The sequence below is a fragment of the Vibrio sp. MOR3 genome, from assembly GCF_001557775.1.
GTDB classification, from domain to species: Bacteria; Pseudomonadota; Gammaproteobacteria; order Enterobacterales; family Vibrionaceae; genus Vibrio; species Vibrio jasicida.
The window spans coordinates 1-21527 of the sequence record NZ_LNRD01000029.1 but is presented as its reverse complement, the minus strand read 5'-3'; the positions used below and the strand labels follow the sequence as shown (position 1 = coordinate 21527).

The window sequence follows — 21527 nt, the reverse complement described above, 5'->3', positions numbered from 1 at the left end:
CCTTTTAGCCACCTACTTTTGAAAACGCTAACAATGAGCAATAAAGGCACTAGATACCAGACTTGCGCAAGCACATTAAGAAATGCTTCAAAAATATTCACGGATTTTCCCTATTCAACTAACGCCCAATTAAGGGGTGAACAACGCCTCCACCCAACCTAACGCATTGTGCCATAGTCACTAAATTTGAAGTAGAAGCAAAAATGCCAAGCGTTGTGAATCCCTCTTAAATTGCTTGTTAAGTTTGTGCCAAGAACTCCCAAGAATGCGATTTTTGATTTTTTACTAAGTGCTGCCCTCTGGCAATTCTTGCTCCATTTTTGAGGCTTAACCAAGCAGGAAGAGCAAAGAGAGATGCAGAAATCATAACTAGCATTAATAGGTCTGTAGCTGGAAAGTTGTACCAGATATTGAGGATAAATGGACTTGCAATACTCATTGCAAATGTAAAGTACCAAAAGACATACCAAACAATTAATATTAGTCTTTTCCGTTCTGATTGATATTTTGACTTAAAGCATATTTGAGTATTTCCCCGAGATTCAACTCTTTCAAGATATTTACGAGCAATTACGTAATCATTGAGGCACTGCACGGAGTCCTTTAACGTCAAAATATATTCAACTTCCTCAGTTGAAATATCTGTTGTACCGACTAAAGCTTGGTAACCTTTTTGCTTGGCATATGGGTGCAAATTACCAGATTCAATATCGTTAAGTAATTCCTTAGCAAAACGATACTCTTCTCGCAATTTAGTTAGCTTTCCGCTAGCAATGTCATAGAGAAATTTACTTAAAACTACAAAAGCAGATAACACGGCTGGTAACTTTAACCATTCAGATATGTCCATATAATCTCCCAAAAAACCTAACGCCGCGTTAAGTAGTGAGCAACGCTTACCACCTAACCTAAACCTTTACACCGTATACACTTAACCCAATTGGGTCTCAGAGCGCCAAGCGTTGGGAATCTGCCTTAAACGCTTTGTTAACTAGCTTTTCGTTGGATCCTTTAGGAGGGAAATACGCAATTTCTTCCTCACGTGCCATTATTCTATACCGCTCTGCCAATTCGGGAATTGGGCGATCTTCTGGTACATACTTAGGGTCCAACGAAGAAGCAAATAGACCTATATCTTTATCGTTTAAATTTCTACAGATGTTACGAACTGAAGTCTTGATTTTACTTAACTCTGTTGCTGTTTCAGAGCCAGACAAATTTGGTTTCGACTCTAGCCTTTCAATTGCAAGTAAGACCCTACGGATTTTATCTGGATCACAATGCTCTTTGGTCTTAGACACAATGTCATGTTCTGAGACTCCATTCTTGACTAACTCGCTAACCACAAGCTCTTTGAACATTTTCGCATCTTTAATTAAATAGTCACAACCTGAACGAAATGAACCATACTGACCAATAGCTAAATAAATTGAACCTATGATGCCCAAATAGACCTTTATACTACCCTCATAAATTCTCACTTGGAGCTTTAGATCATTTCCAAACAGAAGGTCTGCATAGTTTCCAGCAACACGCTTAATATAAAGTTCTGCTTCCCCAACTTCTATCTCATGAAATGGGATATCTAAGTGCAGAGAAATTCCTGCTAGTTTTGCCATAACTTTCCTTGCTAGTTAACGCCCTGTTAAGGCGTGAGCAACGCAATACCGAAGCTCCTGCATACCACCTAAACACTAAATGCAACGCATAGTAAAAATGCCAAGCGTTGCGAATCACTCTTAAACAGTTTGTTAGTTTTGACTAGTATGACCGAGCCTTAAAGAAACGTGGGTTTTGCTTGAGCCGTTCTCTATGTTCACGCTCAGGCATAAAAAGCATCAATGAAAACGAGAACACCGCTGTAAAAATTATTGCAAAGATACCAGATCCAAAAAATGGCTGAATTGAAAAACCAAATACTCCATTTAGAAACTGTGGCGCGAGCATAAACAAAAGCATGCTACTCACAAGGCCAATCATTCCCCAACTTTTTGCGGATTCTCCCTTCTCCTTAGGAGTTAAGCCATAACAAATATCCGCATGACAACCTTTGCAAAAGGTAATGCCCTCCTTAACAAAGGTTTCGCAGTAGGGGCAATAATATCCATTATGAAGTAACTCTGGTGGTACATCTTGTCCTTCATACTCATACTTTGCTATAGCCTCGGCTTGATGCTTCCAGCTATATAAAAGTTCTACCGGATACCTAACTACATCAACGTCAATCATTTTGGCGCAAGACTCGCATAGCCAAATACCATTCAAAACTGATTTTCTATCCTCAGAAGATAAATCAGAATCATATCTCGGACCATTCTTCGAAGCTGCGGTGATATGACAAGCGACACCGATGCTACTAACTTTGGAGTGATCAGAGTTAGGTCCTGTTGTTTTACGCCGACAATCTGGGTTAGAACAACAATTACCAACTCGGTGCTGTAAAGCTAACTTAGTTTTTTGTGTAAAGTCATCTCTCATCATTGTCACCACTGTTTTTTTATACAGCCATCGAGATTATATGGTCTGAGTTTAATAGTCAAACTAACGCCCTGTTAAGGTGTGAGCAACGCAATACAGAAGCCGCCGCATACCACCTTAAACACTAAACGCAACGCATAGTGAAAATGCCACGCGTTGCGAATCACTCTTAAACAGATTGTTATGTGCTTTACTCGTACAGTGCTAGAGTATTTTGCAGTTGCTCTGAGAAATTGAAAATATCGTCGACACTTTCTATCGGATGACGGATCTCAGTCTTAGACTCATCAAAAATACCAATGTATTTCTGCTTAGTGTTGAACCACAAACGACATATCGGTTTACGATTATTGTCGTCAAGCAAAATACCAAAGTAACTTTGCGTATCTCGCGAGAAGACTCGTTGAACTTCAACTTTTTGTCTTAGGATTGCTTTTACTATGTTAAAGCCTTCTACTTCCTCGTCTGTGGTCTGAACTTTCGGCTTATCAGATACGTCTTCAGCTACTTCTTCTTGTATTTCTGGGACATCAATTTTTACCGAATCTTTGACTTCTCCGCCAATGGCGGACTTAAGACGCGCATTTATGCTGTCATTTAGAAACTGTTTTAATGCCTTCGTTGTAATCTCTAAAAACTGAGATTTAACCTTCGCAGTTTGTACGCCATCATAAACTTTAGAGGTGAAAAACTTTACAAAATCCTCTTCTGGATCTTTGAACTGCTCCGAGAGTACTTTCTTGATTTGGTTGAGATATTTTAACTCACCAGCCGCATCAACAACCGAATCGACGTCGAACGAGGACTTTGTCAGCTTCTTGATTTCTGGAACAACATGCTCATCTAAGTCTTCAAGATCAAGTGTGAGAAAAGGCTTTTCGTCCATTTTATTTGGAGCATCTAGATCTGTATAAAACTGGTATTGAGCACCATTTGTTAAAATAGCGATACGAGCATTAGTAACAGAAAAATAACGGAAAAGCTGATTAGCGTGTTTGGTAGAGAGGGGCTCACTGTACTTTTTGCATTCGATCAGAATCTGAACTGCGCCATCTTTGATCAAAGCATAATCTACTTTTTCGCCTTTTTTGGTACCTGTGTCAGCTGTAAATTCAGGCACAACCTCATTTGGGTCAAATACATCGTAACCTAATACTGAATGTAGAAATGGCATGACCAATGCGTTTTTAGTAGCTTCTTCAGTTGCCAAGTTATCTGATACTTGAGATACCTTTTTCGATAGAGCTTGGAGGCGTTCTATAAAATCCATAAATACTCCACTTATTGCAGTGCAAAATCAGGATTATATATCAAATGCAAATAACAGCATGCCATTCAATTAAAATTTGTGAACAACGCAGGCACATAACGCCCTGTTAAGGGGTGAGCAACGCAATACCGAAGTCGCCGCATACCACCTTAAACACCAAAACCAACGCATAGTAAAAATGCCACGCGTTGCGAATCCCTCTTGAACAGTTTGTTAGCCGCCACCTGCCGTCATTATCGTCGCTCCTATAAATACCGCAGGTACAACGACTACAGAATCTATGATGATTGTTGCCGGTGTGACGACTATTTTTCCAGCAGCTTCAGAAAAGGTTGATGGTTGCGCAATGGATATCCGCTGACTTGTTTCAAGCTTGTCTAATGGTAAATCCCCCTCTACAATAAATCGCTTTCCTGTTACTTTTTCCGTAAGTCGAAATTTTTTCAGGAGAGCATCCTTTCTGAAGCCAAGCGACAAAAGTTGACTTTCTAATTCTAGGGTAGGTTCATCGCTTAACAATGTCAGCGACACAGTGCCAACAATTGTATTGTCTTTCCTTAATTCAAAATCATTAAACGATGGGAAGAAATCAACTTCTCTGGATAAAGTAAGCGCCTCCCCCAAGTTTTTATTGATTTTGAAAAGATAAGCTGAGCTAGAAGCGGTAACAAACAACTCTCCGGAATCACTTTTTACGTAGAAGCCATCTATCATCTCTTGCTTATATTCAGGAGCCCAAAGCGCAGTTGTACATCCCGATAAGAATAAGGCAATAAATAATAAGAGTGTTTTCATAAAACTTCCATTTCTAAGCGTAGTAAATTTGAACGATATGGCGGCTAACGCCGCATTAAGGTGTGAGTGACGCTTGGCTATACTTGAGCGAAGCGAAAATGCCAAGCGTTGCGAATCACTCTTAAATGCTTTGTTAAGTTTATTTTTTCGGTCGTACTTCTTGCTCATTGGGGTTGTAGAAAAAATTGATATTATTCACCGAAAAATCTAGGTCATTCGGCAATTCAACACCGAGGTAGATTTGTTCTAGCACAGCACCAAAAACCATGATTGCTTGGTATGTTGTATGCTGAAAAACGCCTTCTGAACTATGACTCGACTCGTTACCTAACCACTTAATTGCTTCTAAAGCCTGAATACATTTACGGTGGACTTTTCCAAGTTTTTTACACTGATCTAATCTTTCTTGTAGTGGAATCGGCTTAGGGTAGCCTTTCTTACTTAAAACTGGGACATCATTTTTTGTTCGATACTGCTCAATACCTAACTGTGTCAGTAGTTCTTCAACTGCAACTCTTAGCTTGTTTCCACATGAAGCCTGTTCTACCCAGAATAATGAAAAAGCCAGTTCAAGTAGCATTCTTATTTTATATGGGTATTTAGGATCCAATGTAAAAAAATTAGGTGCCGGATTAACGTAAGTCGGTGTAAACAACATTTCATACCCACTTTCATCATCAGAGTAAAATTCCCCCGACATTACTAAGATGCCAACATCCTTACATTCTTCGTTGTTGCACTGTAGATCAGAACGAAGAACTGCTCTAGTGTCACCGCCAGTTCGAGCATCTGCAATTTGACGACTACTCAAGTTACCATTCGGGGTCATATCTCCGATATCACATGAAGGACACTTAAACGCCGGAATTTGCTCTTCCGAATAAAGAATACCCTGTTTCAATAGATTACCTCCATAAACTTAACGCCCTGTTAAGGTGTGAGCAACGCAATACCGAAGCTTCCGCATACCACCTTAACTACTAAACGCAACGCATAGTAAAAATGCCACGCGTTGCGAATCACTCTTAAACAGTTTGTTAGGGTGATGAAGCGTGCTCTTCTAACCTTTTCTTCTCCAAATACGCTTCAATTGAACTCTGAAAGTTAGTGTGAAGACATGAACCATGCAAATCTGGAAATAAGGACAACATATTTATATTCATGTTGTCTAGACCTGCAAGAACCTCGTTCTTGATCGAAGCTGGAAAAACAATTTTAAACATAGTTATCCAGTTTTGTTCTTCACCTGAACGCACCCATGGCTCCAAGTCAATATGAGTAGGAACGAATAGAAATAACCCTTTTTGGTTAACTAACCGATCATTATAATGCGTAAGCGGGTTTATCATCCTCACTCCACGCTGATTTGGAGACTTATTTTTTCTAAGTCGCTCAATATCAGGTTCACAGAGTGCATAAACAACACAATTATCATCTTCTTCACAGCCGTTGAGCGCGAAAAATGCGGCAACAAATGGAGACCGACTCCAATCTAACAATGGAGTCGCTAACCCAAAGTGTTGACCAATCGCCCAAAATTCGTCTTTTGTAGCACTGTGAAAATCAATATCGGCTCTGCCTCTAATATTCTCTTTGAAACGCTCAAGGTGTAATTCTGTTACCTCTTGCCACTCGTTTCGCTTGTATTCAGATTGTTTCAGCATACGAGTAAGAGAGGGATCTAACTTCCACTTTTCAGAACCTTGCCCTCGGAAAATGTAGTTATTAAAGTACGTGAAATATTCATTGAATTTATCAGACAGATCATCCCACGTTTGTATATAGATTTCTTCTATTTGAGCCAATTATACTCTCCTACATATCACCCTAACGCCCTGCTAAGGGGTGAACAACGCAATACCGAAGCTGCTGCATACCACCTTAATCACTAAAAACAACGCATAGTAAAAATGCCATGCGTTGTGAATCCCTCTTGAGCAGTTTGTTAGTTTGCAAACCCAATGCGTTGATTTTACGTTATTTTAAACTTTGCAAACAATAAACTTTATGTGTTTTGGTGCACTTAAGTCAGGCGTAGTCTCAAAGCGGCTACTCAATGAAACCACGTGGAACAAACAACGCCGCAGAAAACGAACTCACAACACCAAAAAGCGCTTTTGGAAAGCCAATCTCACAATGTGGACTTTCAACAAAGTCACTGAAACCACGTGAATTTTCCACACCAGAGAAAACGTCATTTCAGCGAGTAAATCGGCTTTTGTACCAACAAACTCAACGAGCAGAGTTTCAGCAAGAAAGTGCAACTCAGGTAACCTAAGAGTCGCCGCACCAAAGAACAAATCAATCGTTGAAACGATGCTAATTTTGGATTTTCACCACGCTCGTTAACAGTGAAATTGAACGCCGATACGACAATTTCGACTTTAAGCTTTTACCACTAGATCTTGCGATATAGCTGCGTTTTTCCTCTTGCAAACTAACGCCGCATTAAGGTGTGAGCAGCGCTTGGCTATACTTGAGCGAAGCGAAAGCGCCAAGCGTTGCGAATCACTCTTAAATGCTTTGTTATAGCGCTATTCCGTTGACATGCCCATCTGTTTCCTAAGCGTGTAAGTATAAAGCTCAAAAGCAGGTTTATATCCACTTTCATCAACCGCAATTTTCTCTTCAGCAAACTGGCGTATTATTGACTTGGCTTCTCGCTCAAAATATTTCTGGGAGAATTTTTCTACTGATTCGTCATTGTTAAACTCAGATTTTTTAATCAAAGCATCGTATAAATTAAATTTCTTGGAATTTGTAGAAGTCGAATACAAATCAGATACTTCATGTCTTATCCCATCATTTACAACTTCATTTACAACCCGATAAACATAAAATGATACCGCAGCATTTTCAGAGTTGCTCAAGGACTCTGTTAGTTTCTTCAGTTCTGCATTTTTTCTAGCCACATCAATTTGCAACTTGTCTAGCTGAGCACCTTTTTCAGCAATTTCTACGGTTTGACGTTCCAGCTTCGATTCTGCTTTATATAAGCTAGCTTCAGTGCTAGATAACTTACTCTTCACACCATCTAAATTTTTAGCGGTTTCCTTTAAGCGTGTATCTGTATCCTTTAGCTCGGCAGAGGCGGCACTAAGTTCAGCTTCTGTCTCAATGAGTTTATTTAAAGCAACTCCTCTATCTTTTTCGAGAGATTTGACTTCAACGGTTAATGTTTCGACCAGAGAGCTTTTTTCATTTAGCTCCTGTTGCTTATCGAAAATTGGCTTCACCGAATACACGTACGAGTATGTCACGACAGCTAACATTACCGGCGCACATAATTTATACACTCTATCAATATACAGGTCTTTCTTTTTACACATTATTGTATTTTATACTCTGTCTAACTCTGCGCTATAACGCCGCATTAAGGTGTGAGCGGCGCTTGGCTATACTTGAGCGAAGCGAAACTGCCAAGCGTTGCGAATCACTCTTAAATGCTTTGTTAGGCGCTTTCTTCAATTTTCCACGGTGGGTTTAATCGATTTTCACCTGCCCAATACAACTTAATTTTGTTTCCTGATGGGTCACTTAGTACCGCTTCTTTCCAAAGGAACGGTTGATCGATAGGTTCCTGATCGAACTCTAGACCTTTACCTTTCAGGTTTTCTACCAATTGATCGAGTTCTTCATGTTCAAAGTAAACAACACCTCTACATTCTAACCCACGTTTCTCAGTGTCTAAGTAGATTGAAAACGTAGAGTCTCCATCGGGAAAAGAAAAACGGGCATAGTGTTCATCGCTGACAATTTGAATAAGCCCTAGTGCTTTATAAAAGTCCACGGCCAAATTGATATCATCAACAGCCAAAGTTACTTGATTTAAATTCATATACTTTCCTTGTATGGCATGCATGGCGCCTAACGCCCTGTTAAGGTGTGAGCAACGCAATACCGAAGCCGCCGTATACCACCTTAAACACTAAAACCAACGCATGGTGAAAATGCCACGCGTTGCGAATCACTCTTAAACAGTTTGTTATAAATCATTGCCACTGTTTTTGTACGAGCCGTTTGACGACTAGCATTAAAAAAGTGAGCACAATTAAACAAACAAAGATAATTACAAACCAACTACCCCAAACCATAAAAATATAGTTAAAGTCATACCTACAAGTACTTAGAGCTAGAGATTTAGCAGTACAAAACTCTCCCATTGAGTTATGTTTAACCGCAACATACAGGGGAATGCAAGCTAGAATACTAGAAACAACAATAGACACGATAAAGTGTTTTAAACGGCACATTTGGCTGGGCTCCATGGTTGCTCAAGATATAGCTTGGCTACACGTGCACCGTAATCGCTAACTACTTCAGCACCCAAAAAATTATAGATCGTAGCTATTTTTCTTATCGTCGGATTTTCAATACGTGCCTGTATTCTAGATAATAGAGTGATCCCGAACTCAATATTGTAGAAAGGACAGCCTAGGGCTTCTTTAGTGACGCCAATGTCTTTCCAATATGAATAATGTAGATTCATCGGCAGTATGGTTTTTCTCAAAGGATAGACTTTATCATACCAGCCATGAGTAGTTTCCATATACATTATTGCTGCGATTAGCCGTGGGTCTACACCATGTTTCTTTGATTGATGAATTATCAAACCACACCATTTGCCAACTTCACTGAAGCTATCAATTTCGTATAATGGCTTTCTACCGACTGCGCTATCACTATCAACGATAGTAAATATTGCAGGTGTATCATTGATAATGCTTAACTTCCTTTCCGCAGATTTATTCAGAACAGGTATGTCGTTCATGTATTATTCCCTCAATCAAAGCAAATATGATACAAATCACATACCAATAAAGTCATCTTAATATTCTGTTTTCAGACACGAATCTCAATCTTGATTTATAACGCCCTGTTAAGGTGTGAGCAACGCAATACCGAAGCTCCCGCATACCACCTTAATCACTAAAACCAGCGCATAGTGAAAATGCCACGCGTTGCGAATCACTCTTAAACAGATTGTTATACATCATTTTCACGGACTTTATTAGACCATGACTTGACTACCCTTTGCTCTTTTTTGACTAACCTAGATCGCCACATGAGATCAGCAAGCAATATAGCAATGACTGAGTTAAAACGTTCTCTAGGTGTCGAATTTTCCTCGAACTCTGAAGGACCACACCAAGGTAATTGACTAACCAAATGTGCTACTTTTTCAGAGTCAAAGCTAACACCACGCCAACTATGACCAAACTCATTTCGGATTTTACGGATAAGAGTTATTTCTCGAAACTCATTATCTTGAATTAAGCCAAGGGCATGCGCTGCTGTTGCTTTTGCGGAAAAAGTACCTAGTGGTGCGTTAAACCCAGATATAAGGTCTTTTCCTGATTTATTATCAGCAAAAAACTCTCCGAGGATATTACCTAACCAGTCATCTAATACCGCAGCAGCATTTAAAGCAGCACCACGATCACTCTCTTTGTTAAATTCCCTAAGAAACTCCGCAAGTTCCATAGTTTCAGGTTCTGACTTCATAACACTCCTGATGCATAACGCCGCATTAAGGTGTGAGCGACGCTTGGCTATACTTGAGCGAAGCGAAACTGCCAAGCGTTGCGAATCACTCTTAAATGCTTTGTTATGTGAAATCACACACGGAGCATAGCTTGATTAAAGTATCTTCGTCGACATCGGGGAATAGCTCAATCATCCCATCAACTTCCGCTTCACCTAGTGAGCCAAATTCTTCTCTAATATTTTGGGCTGCCATGTAAAGGTCATCTGACAGTTCGCATATAAGATTCCACGCTTCGATATAATGATAGTCATCTTGCTCTGGCTCTTGGGCGTGTTCGGTAAATTCTTCCGACATATCAACAGAAAAGAGAACAGCAAAGCCCTCCTCTAGATAGTTGGTGTAACCGACAACGGGGTTCAATAAGTGAACAGTCTCATGGGCAAGTTCATAAAAAGTTGTCGGCCAATAAGCTCTTGAATTATCGCTCAAGCAAGCAAACGCACCATCTAGATCTGGTGTATTTATTATATGCGGCTGCTCTGCCCCAAAAGTTGGTTGATAGATGATTTTGTCTTCATCTCTTATACCAAAGCGAACTTGAGCTTCGGCGAGCAAAAATTTCTGTAAAGCCCATACTGCTGGCTCATCAAATTCTGGACTATTCTCTGAAAAATTGTACATAGTTCCCCTTTTCACATAACGCCTTGTTAAGGGGTGAGCAACGCAATACCTAAGCCGCCGCATACCACCTTAAACACTAAACCCAACGCATAGTAAAAATGCCACGCGTTGCGAATCCCTCTTGAACAATTTGTTAGGCATATTCTTGAATATACCACTTGAATTAACCTGTACAAATACCCATGTATCATTTGTGTGGTTGCACACACTGGTGATCCTACAACTTATTCATTTGAGGTGAATTTTATGGCAAAGAATGACTACAACGTTTATCAAGGTTCAGATGGAACTTGGCGTGGCAAGCGTCAGGATGCAAGTCGAGCAAGCATTACAGGCAAAACTCAAAAAGAAGTATTTGAGAAAACTCGTGAGCTAGCGAAAAAAGCGCAATCTGAAGTATCTATACATAGAGGTGACAACAACAAAATCCGAGATAAACATAGTTACGGAAACGACCCAAAAAGCTCTAAAGGTTAAACTCTAAAAGATTGGGAGAAGGAACTCCCATTCAGTTAATTGCCGCTTATATGCCTAACGCCCTGTTAAGGGGTGAGCAACGCAATACTGAAGCCGCTGCATACCACCTTAGACACTAAAACCAACGCATAGTGAAAATGCCACGCGTTGCGAATCCCTCTTGAACAGTTTGTTAGTCGCAAGGCACCGAGCGACAATTTTAAGCCGAACTAAACTTTGCGAACAACAAACTTTATGTGCTTTGATGCACTTAGGTCAGGCGTAGTCTCAAAGCGGCTCCTCAATGAAACCACTTGGAACAAACAACGCCGCAGAAAACGAACTGACAACACCAAAAAGCGCTTTTGGAAAGCTAATCTCACAGTGTGGACTTTCAACGAAGTCACTGAAACCACGTGGAATTTACAACACCAGAGAAAACGTAATTTCAGCGATTAAATCGGCTTTTGCACTGAAAAACTCACCGAGCGGAGTTGCAACCAAAAACAGACTCTCGATTGCCCTACTCTGTAAGCACCAAAGAACAAAACAACCGCTAGGACAGGTACAAAACTTTGGACTTAAAACAGTTAGAACTAAGCTCTGATGATCAACGATTAATCGGTGTACCAAGCAAACAGCTGCTAAATTTTGAGCTCAGAAACATGATTTTGATTGCTAGCTTTTTCTGGCGACTAACGCCCTGTTAAGGTGTGAGCAACGCAATACCGATGTCGACGCATATCACCTTAAACACCAAACGCAACGCATAGTGAAAATGCTACGCGTTGCGAATCACTCTTAAACAGATTGTTAAGGCTACGGTTTCTCCGTGACCTTCCGTATATATCTTTTTATAAAGTTTGGCGAGGTAAATGATGCTTTTCTAATTGCAACAATATCTTCCACCATTGAACTAACCTCCTCGTTCGCAAACCCTTTAGAGTTAATTAAGTATTCAGTTAACTTTGACTTGTAGGCGTCCTGCTTTTTCTTAAAAGACTTGTCTCCTGACTTTAACATCAAAGCCAATAGGACCAAGTATACAAAAACAACACTTATACCGGTCACGAGCATAATTAGTTTGTCTTTAGGATTGTCGACTTTCGGTCTAAGTTTTAACCCCTTAGCAATTCCAATAGGTCGAACCTCTTTAGGCGGAGGACCTGAAAATAGTAAGTTTAACGTATAATAGTTTCTATCTAGTTCAGACGCCCGATCTAAATAATCAAACTCATAAACTAAAAGTGAATCTCGCTCTTCTATTTTTCTCATTGAAGAAATAGAGTAGTCTTCGGGCCCTTCCAACGAAGAAGAAAGTAATTTGGTATCTGACCCTTTGACAAGATTAAATTCGATTTTTATCTTGTCAAAATGCTTACCTGTTTCATTAATAAATGATATTGAGTAAGTACTTAGTTTTGTTATCTTTTCACTCTTGACCAGTACTTCAATGTCCGAAGTTAATTTCTCTTCAGTATCCAAAACTAACCAACTATTTTCTACATAGTCCAAGTAATGAACACTATCAGGTAGTTTAAGTAGCCCTAGAGCCCAAGTAAGCAATACAGGCAAAATTGAGCCGAAGGCCCATGCAAAATACTTTAATTTTGAATTCATTTACTCTCCATACTAGCATAGTAGCCTTAACGCCCAATTAAGGTGTGAGGCACGCAATACGATGCTCCCGCATACCACCTTAATCACTAAAACCAACGCATAGTGAAAATGCCACGCGTGCCGAATCACTCTTAAATTGTTTGTTAGTTGCCCATCTCAAAGCCTAGTGCTAACATTTGTACACACACCAACAAAGGAATATATCATGGACACTAGAATTCAATTTCGTGTTGATGAAGAAACAAAACGCCTAGCTCAACAAATGGCTGAGAGCCAAGGTCGAACTCTAAGTGATGCTTGCCGTGAACTTACTGAGCAACTCGCTGAACAACAAAGAAAAACATTATCTCACGATGCATGGCTAACTGAACAAGTAAACCTAGCATTTGAGAAGTTTGACTCAGGAAAATCCGTTTTCGTTGAGCACCAAACGGCTAAGTCCCGAATGGAAGAGCGCAAAGCCAGAATCCGTAATCGAGGTAAGCAATGATTTTATGGGAAGAAGAGTCACTTAATGATCGTGAAAAGATCTTTGAGTTTCTCTATGACTTCAACCCTGATGCGGCAGAAAAAACTGACAACCTCATTGAAGCAAAAGTAGAAAACTTGCTTGAACAACCTTTAATAGGTGTGCAACGAGATGGCATCCGCGGACGATTACTCATCATTCCTGAGATTTCGATGATTCTCTCTTACTGGGTTGAGGGCGATATCATCCGAGTTATGCGTGTACTACACCAGAAACAAAAATTCCCTACGGATTGATTGCTTCCTCTGGGGAACTAACGCTCTGTTAAGGGGTGAGCAACGCAATACCAAAGCCGCCGCAGACCACCTTAAACACTAAAACCAACGCATTGTGAAAATGCCACGCGTTGCGAATCCCTCTTGAACAGTTTGTTAGGTGCGGAGCCAAAGTTGGTAAAAGTCTGTTTCATCGTGCTTGGAATTCTTGCGCACGAACTCCCAACCATGGCGCTTATAGAATGTGAGAGCTCGATGGTTAGTTCGGCTTACTGAAAGTACTGCACGCAAACAACCCGCTGTACTCAACGTGCTTACAATATAATCCTTCAATTTTGCAGCGAGCCCTGAACCACGAAAATTTGGCTTTAAGTAAATGAGATGCACATAGCCAGTCTCCGGTTCGGGTGAAAAGCTACGAAACTCTAGCTGCCCTGCAAACTGACCATCCACAAATATATGGATATAGAACCATCCTGATGTTGCTAACCGGTCTAATACTCGTTCACGATAACCACTGATGAAGTCGTCGAAACCATCGTAATGCCCAAAACTACAAAAGTATGCATCTTTTCTCGCAGCAACGCACAATTCGAAATCATCAATGTTTATCTGCTGAAAAGCAATTTCCATGCTTACCTTTTCCTTCAAGCACCTAACGCCCTGTTAAGGTGTGAGCAACGCAATACCGAAGCTACCGCATACCACCTTAAACACTAAAAGCAACGCATAGTAAAAATGCCACGCGTTGCGAATCACTCTTAAACAGTTTGTTAAATGAAATTTTGCATACCCATAATAAAATCAGATTTGCCACCATATGACGGGTGACGAATATACTGAACCTCACTGTTAGGGAACGTGATTCGCAAAGCTTTTTCACCTTTACGCCCTATGCTTGCTACTTTAGAAGGAAAGAAAATTTCATAAAGATCTTCAAGAAATTCTCTCCCGATTTTCAATTCTGATGCATTAGGTGCTCGATTAGACTTCGGGTTACCTTTGTTATACGGATGAAATGGAAACGAATTCCAGAGCAAAGGTATACGATTTCGCTCCCCTAGCACTTCCCACATAAAATTTGCTGTATTTTCGGATTGAATACTCGCGAAACGCAACTTGTCTTTAATTTTCAGTAAAACTGGATGTTCAGTACGTGCTAGCTGCTCACTACTTGTAAAAGGAATACCCGTAACACGACAACCCAAATACCCAGGAGCCTCTCCCACAAGCATATGTACATTGCCAGCATCACTTAAAAACAAGTTTAAGTATTCTCGCAAATTATTCACCGCGTTTTCATCCTTATATGGATTGAAAACCGTTTCTGAATGCTCGAAAGCAATCAATTTATTTAGAAAAACTTCGATTTTTTCCACGATACTCCCCATTTCATTTAACGCCCTGTTAAGGTGTGAGAAACGCAATACCGAAGCTTCCTCATACCACCTTAAACACTAAACGCAACGCATAGTAAAAATGCCACGCGTTGCGAATCACTCTTAAACAGTTTGTTAAGCCTTGGTAGCTAACAAGTCAACACAGTCGAGTTTTTGAGAAAACTCTTCACACTTTGCTCTCCAAGAAGAATTGAACTCGTCAAAATTACTGTCCGAGCCGCAGTCCCAGGTATTTAGTGTATCTACAATTGCCCATGCTGAAGGTTCTATGCTCAGCACTTCATCATATAAATAAAATGCAACTATACGATTTAATTCACGATTTGTAGAGCTAGCTTCAAGTAACTCCATATTAGACGATAACCAATCAGTAAACTCTTTACTGGTTTTAAAAGTCTGAGTCGCCTTAGCTCTCAGGTTTTGCACATAATCATCTATTGCGCCTGCAAAACTAGGGGTTACTTTCCCTAACGTGAACTCTGTCCAATGTTCAGCCATATAAGACAACACAGCAAGAGAGGCTGCCTCACAGAAGCTTTCTTCTAGCCATTTAAATTTATGATTTCTTTGTTGACTGTGATTAGAGTACAAATGACAGATTTCGTGGGCTAATTGGTAAGCAACTTGAGCCCAATACTCACCAGAATCGCACGATAGGGTAATAACAAAGTCTCCATCAACTTTGTCGTAATGAGCTAAAGGATAGCCCTGTAGAGGATTATTATAGGTACGGATATCGCAGTCCAATTCATGACCAACAAAATTGGCAAATATCTTGTATGTAAATGTTGCTATTTCCTGTACTGGAGCCAACGATTCAACACCCCAATCACCAATTATTTTTATCATTGTAACTCCAACTTTATAGGAAGAGGCTTAACGCCTTGTTAAGGTGTGAGGCACGCAATACCTAAGCTTCCGCATAACACCTTAACCACCAAATCTAACGCATAGTAAAAATGCCACGCGTGCCGAATCACTCTTGAACAATTTGTTATATTTTTTATAACTCAACTTTCATTAACTTACTTATATCACCTGAAGATAAATCAAACACCGAGAATTCTTTAATGTATTCATGTTTCTTTTGGTCATACGGTGCTGCAATAACTCTATCTCCATATGTTGCGATTAAAACATAAGAGCTTTTCATATGCTCGAACAAATAATAATCGTTTTTACTTTTAGCACTTAGGCTACCAGCTCCCATACAAATAGCGATCAACACTAAACTACCGAAAAGCATTAGTTTCAGATTATCTTGAAGGTTATGCTCATCTTCAGAGTTGCCATTCCCATAGCTAAAGACACCTGAATTCCCTTTAATAATGGACTCCCTCAAACTTCCAGCTCTTCGAGCAGATAGCGAAATCAAAAGAGTAAAGGCAATTGAGATAATAATGGATGCGAAGAAAAATTTTATAAATAAGTCCGAGAAGCCCGTTGCAAACACACCGATAGCTGGAAAAATTGAAAAATACAAAATGTTTCGAGCAAACACTCCTTTCATAGTGCCGGTATCACTAAATAGAACCAAGGAAGCCACGAAGTTATAAAAAGCAAAGAAATAAACCACCGCCCAAACGCTAGATTTTAGAGTCATTTCCAACGTTATAGAAATCATTGAAGTCGGGTAACCAAAGTAAGTGGCATATCCATATTCGTGAGAAAGAGCTATTGCATAACCGAACAAAGGAATCGCAGCAACTATAAATCCGTCACCTAGCCAACGTGAGATTATTTTATTCATAACTACCCTAAAAAATATAACGCCGCATTAAGGTGTGAGCGGCGCTTGGCTATACTTGAGCGAAGCGAAAACGCCAAGCGTTGCGAATCACTCTTAAATGCTTTGTTATATGTTTATTAAAACCACTTCGATATTCCTGAAATTGCATCCTGTGAAACTGATAAGATTTTTGCATTTAGATCGTATTTATTAACTATTGCCGAGTGATTTTCTTCACGAATTTTTATTGAATCAACAATAAATTTAAATTCTCCATAAGCTCCGTAAACCACACCAACTTTGATTTCCTTATCATTAATATCTTCAATTACACCATTTATGTAAAGAACATATAATTGTTCAACTACCTTCTTATGAATTTTAGTATTTCTAAGAAAATCCTCAGCTGAATAATTCGATTTCAAAAACCAAATAAACTTGTCACCTTTAGCTATAGTGATTGCATAAAATATTTCAATCTTCCATTCTAACTCATCAAGATCTGATTTAATCCTCATTAGATTGGATTGTTTACAGCTACCATCAACTTTAGACAGAAAAAGGGCATCTACATTACGCTTTAAAGATATATTTAGCTTCAGAATATTCATCGCGGTATCGAGCATATGCTCATCAATCACCTGCTTTCGCCATTTAATGAATACATACATAGCGAAAATTAAAGCCAAACAAGTACCTACAGCCCCTAACCAACCTGCAATGATCGACATCATGTCAAAAGTTGTTTTTGTTGGTATGTTTTCTTGGTCAACATACACTCGCTCTACGCCAAACCAAAAACCTAAAAACATTCCAATTGAGAAAGCCATAATTCCCGCAATGACGGTGACAAATTTCATTTTATACTCCTAAACATATAACGCCGCGTTAAGTAGTGAGCAACGCCTGCCACCTAACCTAAACCATTGCACCGTAAACACCAAAGCTGACTTGAACTGAAAGCGCCGAGCGTTGGGAATCTGTCTTAAACGCTTTGTTAGTTTGCTTACATGATAAAGCCAAAGTTTAGCGCCAAGGTGCTGAATTGGTTATAAAATTACTGGCTCTGAACGCCAATGTAAAACTGAAAACTACGGAATTCAAACCCAAACAACAAAACGAGTTTGGCTAAGAAGCTACATGCGATAAACAACTACGGTTTGAGCACTTTAGCTGGCAAAGGATTCATTCTACCAACCTAACAACCAAGTGCGACAAAGCTATTTACTGAGCGACTTAATAACCAAGAAAAAGAAGCCGCGCGAGATGAATTAAGCGACCAAAGTTACTGATGCGGAGAAATGAATAACGTTGAACCCAAAGAACCGCAAAACACCCTACGCACGATAAGATTTGGTTGCACAACTTTCGCAAGACGAACAGGTGTAAAGCACAAACACTGAACTAGGCTCTTTGACCAAAAACGCTTTTCTACTTTTGCAAACTAACGCCTTGCTAAGGTGTGAGTAACGCAATACAAAAGCTACCGCACAGCGCCTTAATCACCAGAAGCCACCGCAAAGTAAAAATGCCACGCGTTACGAATCACTCTTAAGCAATTTGTTAGTACATGCGCTACTTCTATTTATGCGCTCCAAGATATTGAAAACTGGCATGATATGAAAGGTTTTGAACACTGAAGTGAGACGGGCAGCTACAAAACTTAAAATCGATAGAGACACGAAAGTTGGCTAGAAGAAAAACGTACTGAACTCACCTACTTTTACTGACTTCAAATTAGAAAAGGATTCCTTCCTCGCACTTCAACAGCAGCACCAAAGAAAGACAATTTTAACTTAGTAAAAACCACAAAAAAGAAGAAGCTATAAAGAAATAGGCTAAAAGTTAGAAACCGTAAACGGTGAAATCAAAGCGAACTCTCCGCATATAGTGCCACTGGAAAGAACGTGAAAGGTACAAACTGAAAGGTGTAAAGACGAGCGCCAAAACAGATAAACACCAAAACTTATGACCTTTGATGTCAAACCCGTACTAACGCCTTGTTAAGGTGTGAGGCACGCGATACCGAAGCTTCCGCATACCACCTTAACCACTAAAACTAACGCATAGTAAAAATGCCACGCGTGCCGAATCACTCTTGAACAATTTGTTATGTGTTTAATGAGCACCTTGCTTGTGATAGCTCAGAATAAACTGTTTTTGCTTACGATCTAGCAACTCTAGGGCTTCAGCCACCGCTAACCCAAAATCAACGTACCCATTGGGCATCGCTGTCACTATACGCTTGTCGACTTGAACCAACGACTCTTCATAGATAGCCCCCTCCCAATATGGTCGAGTGAGCAGTACCGAAGATTCTGGGGCATATTTTTCCGTATAATTATGGGTAATTTTAACGCCCTTTAGGATGCCAGCTCTTGCTAAGACTAATACTCCCGCACATATGCCACCAATAACTAGTGATGATTCATAGGCTTTCTGGATGAAACTAGCAATTGGGTCGCTTCCCATTATTGAGTCGGGATTTCCTCCAGGGATCAAAAGAGCTTGATAGTCCGTAATACATATGTCCTCAAAGTTAACAGTGGGGCAAATTCTTAGACCTGAGGAATCGGTATGATTGTGGTTCTCTGGGGTGGTGATATCAACTCTCCCATACGCTCCTAAACACTCTATCGCGTACATTACTTCATAGGAAATAGCCCCCGGATAGAGTAAAACCAGTGTTCTCTTTGTCATTATTTCCTCTCTCCGTTCGGAACACATAACGCTCTGTTAAGGGGTGAGCGACGCAGTACCGATGCCACCGCATACCGCCTTAAACACTAAGACCAACGCATAGTGAAAATGCCACGCGTTGCGAATCCCTCTTGAACAGTTTGTTATGTTGCTAGTTGAAGAGCTCATTGAAGACATCTATTGATAATGCCCAACCCAGCTCTTTTTGAGGCATTCTATTAATTTTTGCGGTGATCTGCGCTAGATCACAATGCTCAAAACCGCCATCTGAATAAATGAAATCTTGGTACAACGACATTTTATCGTTAACGTGACCAAGTAACTTTCGACTGTCAGTTTTGGTAAAGCTAATATTCGACTCTGCATTTTCAAACGAAGAAAGAATCTCATTTGGAGCATTTTCAAGCTCGAGTAAGGTCAACAACCCACTTTTGAAAGCTTCATTAAAATGCTTGATTTCTGACTTTTTGAAACCGATAAGCACAAAAGACATTAGAGTTTTCTCTTCCATGAAAAAGAGACATTTTCGACGCTCTTGAGTAAATGTATGCATATACCAATTACCGAGAATATGATGTTCGCTTTCAATATCTGACAGGTCTTGGGGTCTAAGACCCAGCAAGTCTTGTGATTTCTTAGTGCAGCGCAGTTGATACATGATTCGATTTCTCTCGGAACAATAACGATTTATGTAACATTAGAGCATATCGAAAGCTCATTGCAACATAACGCCGCATTAAGGTGTGAGCAACGCTGCTACGAAACCTAACAATACCACCGTAAACACAAAACCCAACGATGGAATGAAAAGTGCCAAGCGTTGGGAATCACTCTTAAATGCTTTGTTAGGCGAACTCGTCATAAGCTTGGTTTCGTACGATATTGAAGGATTTAAACGCAGCCCTAGCTTTGAAAATTTCAACGCCAACATCATCTCCAATAGATTCAATAACCTGTCGACGAGTAGCCTTGGAACAAGCCCCAATGATGACCTGTTTTAATTTCATATCAGAGCTAAACGGCGCGTAATACAAACCATCTTCTCTAGTATTTAACTCAACAAATACTCTATATTCTTCTTCATATGACCAATGTGCAAACTTTGTTGTTAGAAGCTCAAGCATATCCGCTTCAGTGAAGCCATTCGGATACTCGATACGTTCATCAACGTAATTTACTTTACTTAGCAAGCGATCAGGAATATCAAAACCTAGACAAATACCTTTATGACTATCAGCATAATGTGCCCATTGAACTGGGTTACGCCAGTTCCGACTAAAGCATATTAACCCTTTAGATTTTGCTAATTGATTTTTGGTCTTTTTCATAGCCTTGCGAAGAACAGGATCGGCTAAGTTCATCCCCAAAAATTCAAAGGGATCGTTCAGGCGATTTAGTTCTGATACTTTTAGCCTCTTTTCGCGCAAATCTTTATACGCAAATTCTGTACTTAAAAAATGATAAACTCTCATCACTCTATCCTTGTTCGCCTAACGCCTTGCTAAGGTGTGAGTAACGCGATACAAAAGCTACCGCACAGCGCCTTAATCATCATAAGCCACCGCATAGTAAAAACGCCACGCGTTACGAATCACTCTTAAGCAATTTGTTAGTACATGCGCTACTTCTATTTGTGCGCTCCAAGATATTGAAAAGTGGCATAATATGAAAGGCTTTGAACACTGAAGTGAGACGGGCAACTACAAAACTTAAACTCGGTTAAGAGACGAAAGTTGGCTAGAAGAAAAACGTACTGAACTCCCCTACTTTTACTGACTTCAAATTAGAAAAGGATTCGATCCTCACACTTCGGCAGCAACACCAAAGAAAGACTACTCTGACTAAGTAAAAGCCACGAAAAAGAAGAAGCACCAAAGAAATAGGCTAAGAGTTAGAAACTGTAAACGGTGAAATCAAAGCAAACAATCCACATATAGTGCCACCGGAAAGAACGTGAAAGGTACAAACCGAAAGGTGTAAAGACGAGCGCAAAAACAGATAAACACCAAAACTGATGATCTTTGATGTCAAACCCGTACTAACGCCTTGTTAAGGGGTGAGCAACGCAATACCGAAGCCGCCGCATACCACCTTAATCACTTAAACCAGCGCATAGTAAAAATGCCACGCGTTGCGAATCCCTCTTGAACAATTTGTTAGGTGTAT

At 40.0% G+C, this 21527-nt stretch carries 25 protein-coding genes and 1 pseudogene; 4 read left to right on the top strand and 22 right to left on the bottom strand.

Annotation, left to right across the window (positions count from 1 at the left end; all coding sequences use genetic code 11):
- Nucleotides 1-238 precede the first annotated feature (238 nt).
- The 12 genes from ATB76_RS26455 to ATB76_RS26395 all read right to left on the bottom strand — a co-directional run bounded on the left by ATB76_RS26455 (nucleotide 239) and on the right by ATB76_RS26395 (nucleotide 10712).
- Nucleotides 239-850 carry a hypothetical protein gene (locus ATB76_RS26455; RefSeq protein ID WP_061036378.1) on the bottom strand — a complete coding sequence of 204 codons (612 nt, stop codon included), beginning with the start codon at nucleotides 848-850 and terminating at the stop codon, nucleotides 239-241.
- A gap of 97 nt (nucleotides 851-947) precedes the next feature.
- Entirely contained in the window at nucleotides 948-1619 is a 672-nt protein-coding gene (locus ATB76_RS26450) for a hypothetical protein (protein ID WP_061036377.1), read from the bottom strand.
- Nucleotides 1620-1761: 142 nt separating this feature from the next.
- Nucleotides 1762-2481: a hypothetical protein gene (locus tag ATB76_RS26445; protein WP_240538065.1), complete on the bottom strand. Its 720-nt coding sequence runs from the start codon at nucleotides 2479-2481 to the stop codon at nucleotides 1762-1764.
- A gap of 187 nt (nucleotides 2482-2668) precedes the next feature.
- On the bottom strand, nucleotides 2669-3748 hold the full coding sequence (locus ATB76_RS26440; RefSeq protein ID WP_045396941.1) for a type I restriction endonuclease: 1080 nt from the start codon (nucleotides 3746-3748) through the stop codon (nucleotides 2669-2671).
- A 213-nt stretch (nucleotides 3749-3961) separates the two neighbouring features.
- Nucleotides 3962-4543 carry a hypothetical protein gene (locus tag ATB76_RS26435; RefSeq protein ID WP_038881873.1) on the bottom strand — a complete coding sequence of 194 codons (582 nt, stop codon included), beginning with the start codon at nucleotides 4541-4543 and terminating at the stop codon, nucleotides 3962-3964.
- Nucleotides 4544-4682: 139 nt separating this feature from the next.
- Nucleotides 4683-5444 (bottom strand): DUF4145 domain-containing protein, encoded by a 762-nt coding sequence (locus ATB76_RS26430; RefSeq protein WP_061036375.1) that lies wholly within the window; start codon nucleotides 5442-5444, stop codon nucleotides 4683-4685.
- Between the two features lie 136 nt (nucleotides 5445-5580).
- Nucleotides 5581-6348, bottom strand: coding sequence for an FRG domain-containing protein (locus tag ATB76_RS26425; RefSeq protein ID WP_061036374.1), 768 nt, complete (start codon nucleotides 6346-6348; stop codon nucleotides 5581-5583).
- A gap of 729 nt (nucleotides 6349-7077) precedes the next feature.
- On the bottom strand, nucleotides 7078-7779 hold the full coding sequence (locus ATB76_RS26420; RefSeq protein WP_146067545.1) for a hypothetical protein: 702 nt from the start codon (nucleotides 7777-7779) through the stop codon (nucleotides 7078-7080).
- A 215-nt stretch (nucleotides 7780-7994) separates the two neighbouring features.
- The gene (locus ATB76_RS26415; protein ID WP_061036372.1) at nucleotides 7995-8381 is read right to left on the bottom strand and encodes a VOC family protein; all 387 of its coding nucleotides are present in this window, start codon (nucleotides 8379-8381) and stop codon (nucleotides 7995-7997) included.
- A gap of 402 nt (nucleotides 8382-8783) precedes the next feature.
- Nucleotides 8784-9314, bottom strand: coding sequence for a hypothetical protein (locus ATB76_RS26405; RefSeq protein ID WP_061036370.1), 531 nt, complete (start codon nucleotides 9312-9314; stop codon nucleotides 8784-8786).
- A 215-nt stretch (nucleotides 9315-9529) separates the two neighbouring features.
- Entirely contained in the window at nucleotides 9530-10048 is a 519-nt protein-coding gene (locus tag ATB76_RS26400) for a hypothetical protein (RefSeq protein ID WP_061036369.1), read from the bottom strand.
- A gap of 103 nt (nucleotides 10049-10151) precedes the next feature.
- A complete protein-coding gene (locus ATB76_RS26395) occupies nucleotides 10152-10712 on the bottom strand; it encodes a hypothetical protein (protein ID WP_061036368.1) in 561 nt (186 codons plus the stop codon).
- 246 nt (nucleotides 10713-10958) lie between these two features.
- On the opposite strand from ATB76_RS26395, the gene ATB76_RS26390 reads away from it, so the two are divergent.
- Nucleotides 10959-11189 carry a DUF2188 domain-containing protein gene (locus tag ATB76_RS26390; protein WP_015296894.1) on the top strand — a complete coding sequence of 77 codons (231 nt, stop codon included), beginning with the start codon at nucleotides 10959-10961 and terminating at the stop codon, nucleotides 11187-11189.
- 65 nt (nucleotides 11190-11254) lie between these two features.
- Here the strand turns inward: ATB76_RS26390 and ATB76_RS27875 are convergent.
- Nucleotides 11255-11387: pseudogene (locus ATB76_RS27875) on the bottom strand (DUF3265 domain-containing protein).
- Nucleotides 11388-11472: 85 nt separating this feature from the next.
- Between ATB76_RS27875 and ATB76_RS28760 the strand changes: the two are divergent.
- Complete coding sequence (locus ATB76_RS28760; protein ID WP_061036367.1) at nucleotides 11473-11775, top strand: hypothetical protein; 303 nt, start codon at nucleotides 11473-11475, stop codon at nucleotides 11773-11775.
- 212 nt (nucleotides 11776-11987) lie between these two features.
- On the opposite strand, the gene ATB76_RS26380 is transcribed toward ATB76_RS28760, so the two are convergent.
- Nucleotides 11988-12788 (bottom strand): hypothetical protein, encoded by an 801-nt coding sequence (locus tag ATB76_RS26380; protein WP_061036366.1) that lies wholly within the window; start codon nucleotides 12786-12788, stop codon nucleotides 11988-11990.
- 205 nt (nucleotides 12789-12993) lie between these two features.
- Between ATB76_RS26380 and ATB76_RS26375 the strand changes: the two genes are divergently transcribed.
- Both ATB76_RS26375 and ATB76_RS26370 read left to right on the top strand, forming a co-directional pair.
- Nucleotides 12994-13278 carry a type II toxin-antitoxin system RelB/DinJ family antitoxin gene (locus tag ATB76_RS26375; protein ID WP_005398409.1) on the top strand — a complete coding sequence of 95 codons (285 nt, stop codon included), beginning with the start codon at nucleotides 12994-12996 and terminating at the stop codon, nucleotides 13276-13278.
- A complete protein-coding gene (locus ATB76_RS26370) occupies nucleotides 13275-13553 on the top strand; it encodes a type II toxin-antitoxin system mRNA interferase toxin, RelE/StbE family (protein WP_061036365.1) in 279 nt (92 codons plus the stop codon). The genes ATB76_RS26375 and ATB76_RS26370 overlap by 4 nt, the downstream gene beginning before the upstream one ends.
- A 135-nt stretch (nucleotides 13554-13688) precedes the next feature.
- Here the strand turns inward: ATB76_RS26370 and ATB76_RS26365 are convergent, their stop codons facing one another.
- The 8 genes from ATB76_RS26365 to ATB76_RS26330 all read right to left on the bottom strand — a co-directional run bounded on the left by ATB76_RS26365 (nucleotide 13689) and on the right by ATB76_RS26330 (nucleotide 20833).
- Nucleotides 13689-14165 carry a GNAT family N-acetyltransferase gene (locus tag ATB76_RS26365; RefSeq protein WP_061036364.1) on the bottom strand — a complete coding sequence of 159 codons (477 nt, stop codon included), beginning with the start codon at nucleotides 14163-14165 and terminating at the stop codon, nucleotides 13689-13691.
- Nucleotides 14166-14305: 140 nt separating this feature from the next.
- Nucleotides 14306-14911: a uracil-DNA glycosylase family protein gene (locus ATB76_RS26360; RefSeq protein ID WP_179946854.1), complete on the bottom strand. Its 606-nt coding sequence runs from the start codon at nucleotides 14909-14911 to the stop codon at nucleotides 14306-14308.
- Between the two features lie 135 nt (nucleotides 14912-15046).
- The gene (locus ATB76_RS26355; RefSeq protein ID WP_061036363.1) at nucleotides 15047-15781 is read right to left on the bottom strand and encodes a hypothetical protein; all 735 of its coding nucleotides are present in this window, start codon (nucleotides 15779-15781) and stop codon (nucleotides 15047-15049) included.
- 154 nt (nucleotides 15782-15935) lie between these two features.
- Nucleotides 15936-16682, bottom strand: a complete 747-nt coding sequence (locus tag ATB76_RS26350; protein ID WP_061036362.1) for a hypothetical protein — start codon at nucleotides 16680-16682, stop codon at nucleotides 15936-15938.
- A gap of 116 nt (nucleotides 16683-16798) precedes the next feature.
- A complete protein-coding gene (locus tag ATB76_RS26345; RefSeq protein WP_049535838.1) occupies nucleotides 16799-17521 on the bottom strand; it encodes a hypothetical protein in 723 nt (240 codons plus the stop codon).
- Between the two features lie 1258 nt (nucleotides 17522-18779).
- Nucleotides 18780-19361, bottom strand: coding sequence for a DJ-1/PfpI family protein (locus ATB76_RS26340; RefSeq protein ID WP_054824859.1), 582 nt, complete (start codon nucleotides 19359-19361; stop codon nucleotides 18780-18782).
- Between the two features lie 151 nt (nucleotides 19362-19512).
- Complete coding sequence (locus ATB76_RS26335) at nucleotides 19513-20019, bottom strand: hypothetical protein (protein WP_061036361.1); 507 nt, start codon at nucleotides 20017-20019, stop codon at nucleotides 19513-19515.
- A 187-nt stretch (nucleotides 20020-20206) separates the two neighbouring features.
- Nucleotides 20207-20833 (bottom strand): DUF2971 domain-containing protein, encoded by a 627-nt coding sequence (locus ATB76_RS26330; RefSeq protein ID WP_061036360.1) that lies wholly within the window; start codon nucleotides 20831-20833, stop codon nucleotides 20207-20209.
- Nucleotides 20834-21527: the final 694 nt, after the last annotated feature.

What these genes read in the sequence shown, in the direction of transcription:
- ATB76_RS26455 (WP_061036378.1), bottom strand. Translation starts at nt 850, where the DNA reads ATGGACATATCTGAATGGTTAAAGTTACCAGCCGTGTTATCTGCTTTT.
- ATB76_RS26450 (WP_061036377.1), bottom strand. Translation starts at nt 1,619, where the DNA reads ATGGCAAAACTAGCAGGAATTTCTCTGCACTTAGATATCCCATTTCAT.
- ATB76_RS26445 (WP_240538065.1), bottom strand. Translation starts at nt 2,481, where the DNA reads ATGATGAGAGATGACTTTACACAAAAAACTAAGTTAGCTTTACAGCAC.
- ATB76_RS26440 (WP_045396941.1), bottom strand. Translation starts at nt 3,748, where the DNA reads ATGGATTTTATAGAACGCCTCCAAGCTCTATCGAAAAAGGTATCTCAA.
- ATB76_RS26435 (WP_038881873.1), bottom strand. Translation starts at nt 4,543, where the DNA reads ATGAAAACACTCTTATTATTTATTGCCTTATTCTTATCGGGATGTACA.
- ATB76_RS26415 (WP_061036372.1), bottom strand. Translation starts at nt 8,381, where the DNA reads ATGAATTTAAATCAAGTAACTTTGGCTGTTGATGATATCAATTTGGCC.
- ATB76_RS26405 (WP_061036370.1), bottom strand. Translation starts at nt 9,314, where the DNA reads ATGAACGACATACCTGTTCTGAATAAATCTGCGGAAAGGAAGTTAAGC.
- ATB76_RS26400 (WP_061036369.1), bottom strand. Translation starts at nt 10,048, where the DNA reads ATGAAGTCAGAACCTGAAACTATGGAACTTGCGGAGTTTCTTAGGGAA.
- ATB76_RS26395 (WP_061036368.1), bottom strand. Translation starts at nt 10,712, where the DNA reads ATGTACAATTTTTCAGAGAATAGTCCAGAATTTGATGAGCCAGCAGTA.
- ATB76_RS26390 (WP_015296894.1), top strand. Translation starts at nt 10,959, where the DNA reads ATGGCAAAGAATGACTACAACGTTTATCAAGGTTCAGATGGAACTTGG.
- ATB76_RS28760 (WP_061036367.1), top strand. Translation starts at nt 11,473, where the DNA reads ATGAAACCACTTGGAACAAACAACGCCGCAGAAAACGAACTGACAACA.
- ATB76_RS26380 (WP_061036366.1), bottom strand. Translation starts at nt 12,788, where the DNA reads ATGAATTCAAAATTAAAGTATTTTGCATGGGCCTTCGGCTCAATTTTG.
- ATB76_RS26375 (WP_005398409.1), top strand. Translation starts at nt 12,994, where the DNA reads ATGGACACTAGAATTCAATTTCGTGTTGATGAAGAAACAAAACGCCTA.
- ATB76_RS26370 (WP_061036365.1), top strand. Translation starts at nt 13,275, where the DNA reads ATGATTTTATGGGAAGAAGAGTCACTTAATGATCGTGAAAAGATCTTT.
- ATB76_RS26365 (WP_061036364.1), bottom strand. Translation starts at nt 14,165, where the DNA reads ATGGAAATTGCTTTTCAGCAGATAAACATTGATGATTTCGAATTGTGC.
- ATB76_RS26355 (WP_061036363.1), bottom strand. Translation starts at nt 15,781, where the DNA reads ATGATAAAAATAATTGGTGATTGGGGTGTTGAATCGTTGGCTCCAGTA.
- ATB76_RS26350 (WP_061036362.1), bottom strand. Translation starts at nt 16,682, where the DNA reads ATGAATAAAATAATCTCACGTTGGCTAGGTGACGGATTTATAGTTGCT.
- ATB76_RS26345 (WP_049535838.1), bottom strand. Translation starts at nt 17,521, where the DNA reads ATGAAATTTGTCACCGTCATTGCGGGAATTATGGCTTTCTCAATTGGA.
- ATB76_RS26340 (WP_054824859.1), bottom strand. Translation starts at nt 19,361, where the DNA reads ATGACAAAGAGAACACTGGTTTTACTCTATCCGGGGGCTATTTCCTAT.
- ATB76_RS26335 (WP_061036361.1), bottom strand. Translation starts at nt 20,019, where the DNA reads ATGTATCAACTGCGCTGCACTAAGAAATCACAAGACTTGCTGGGTCTT.
- ATB76_RS26330 (WP_061036360.1), bottom strand. Translation starts at nt 20,833, where the DNA reads ATGAGAGTTTATCATTTTTTAAGTACAGAATTTGCGTATAAAGATTTG.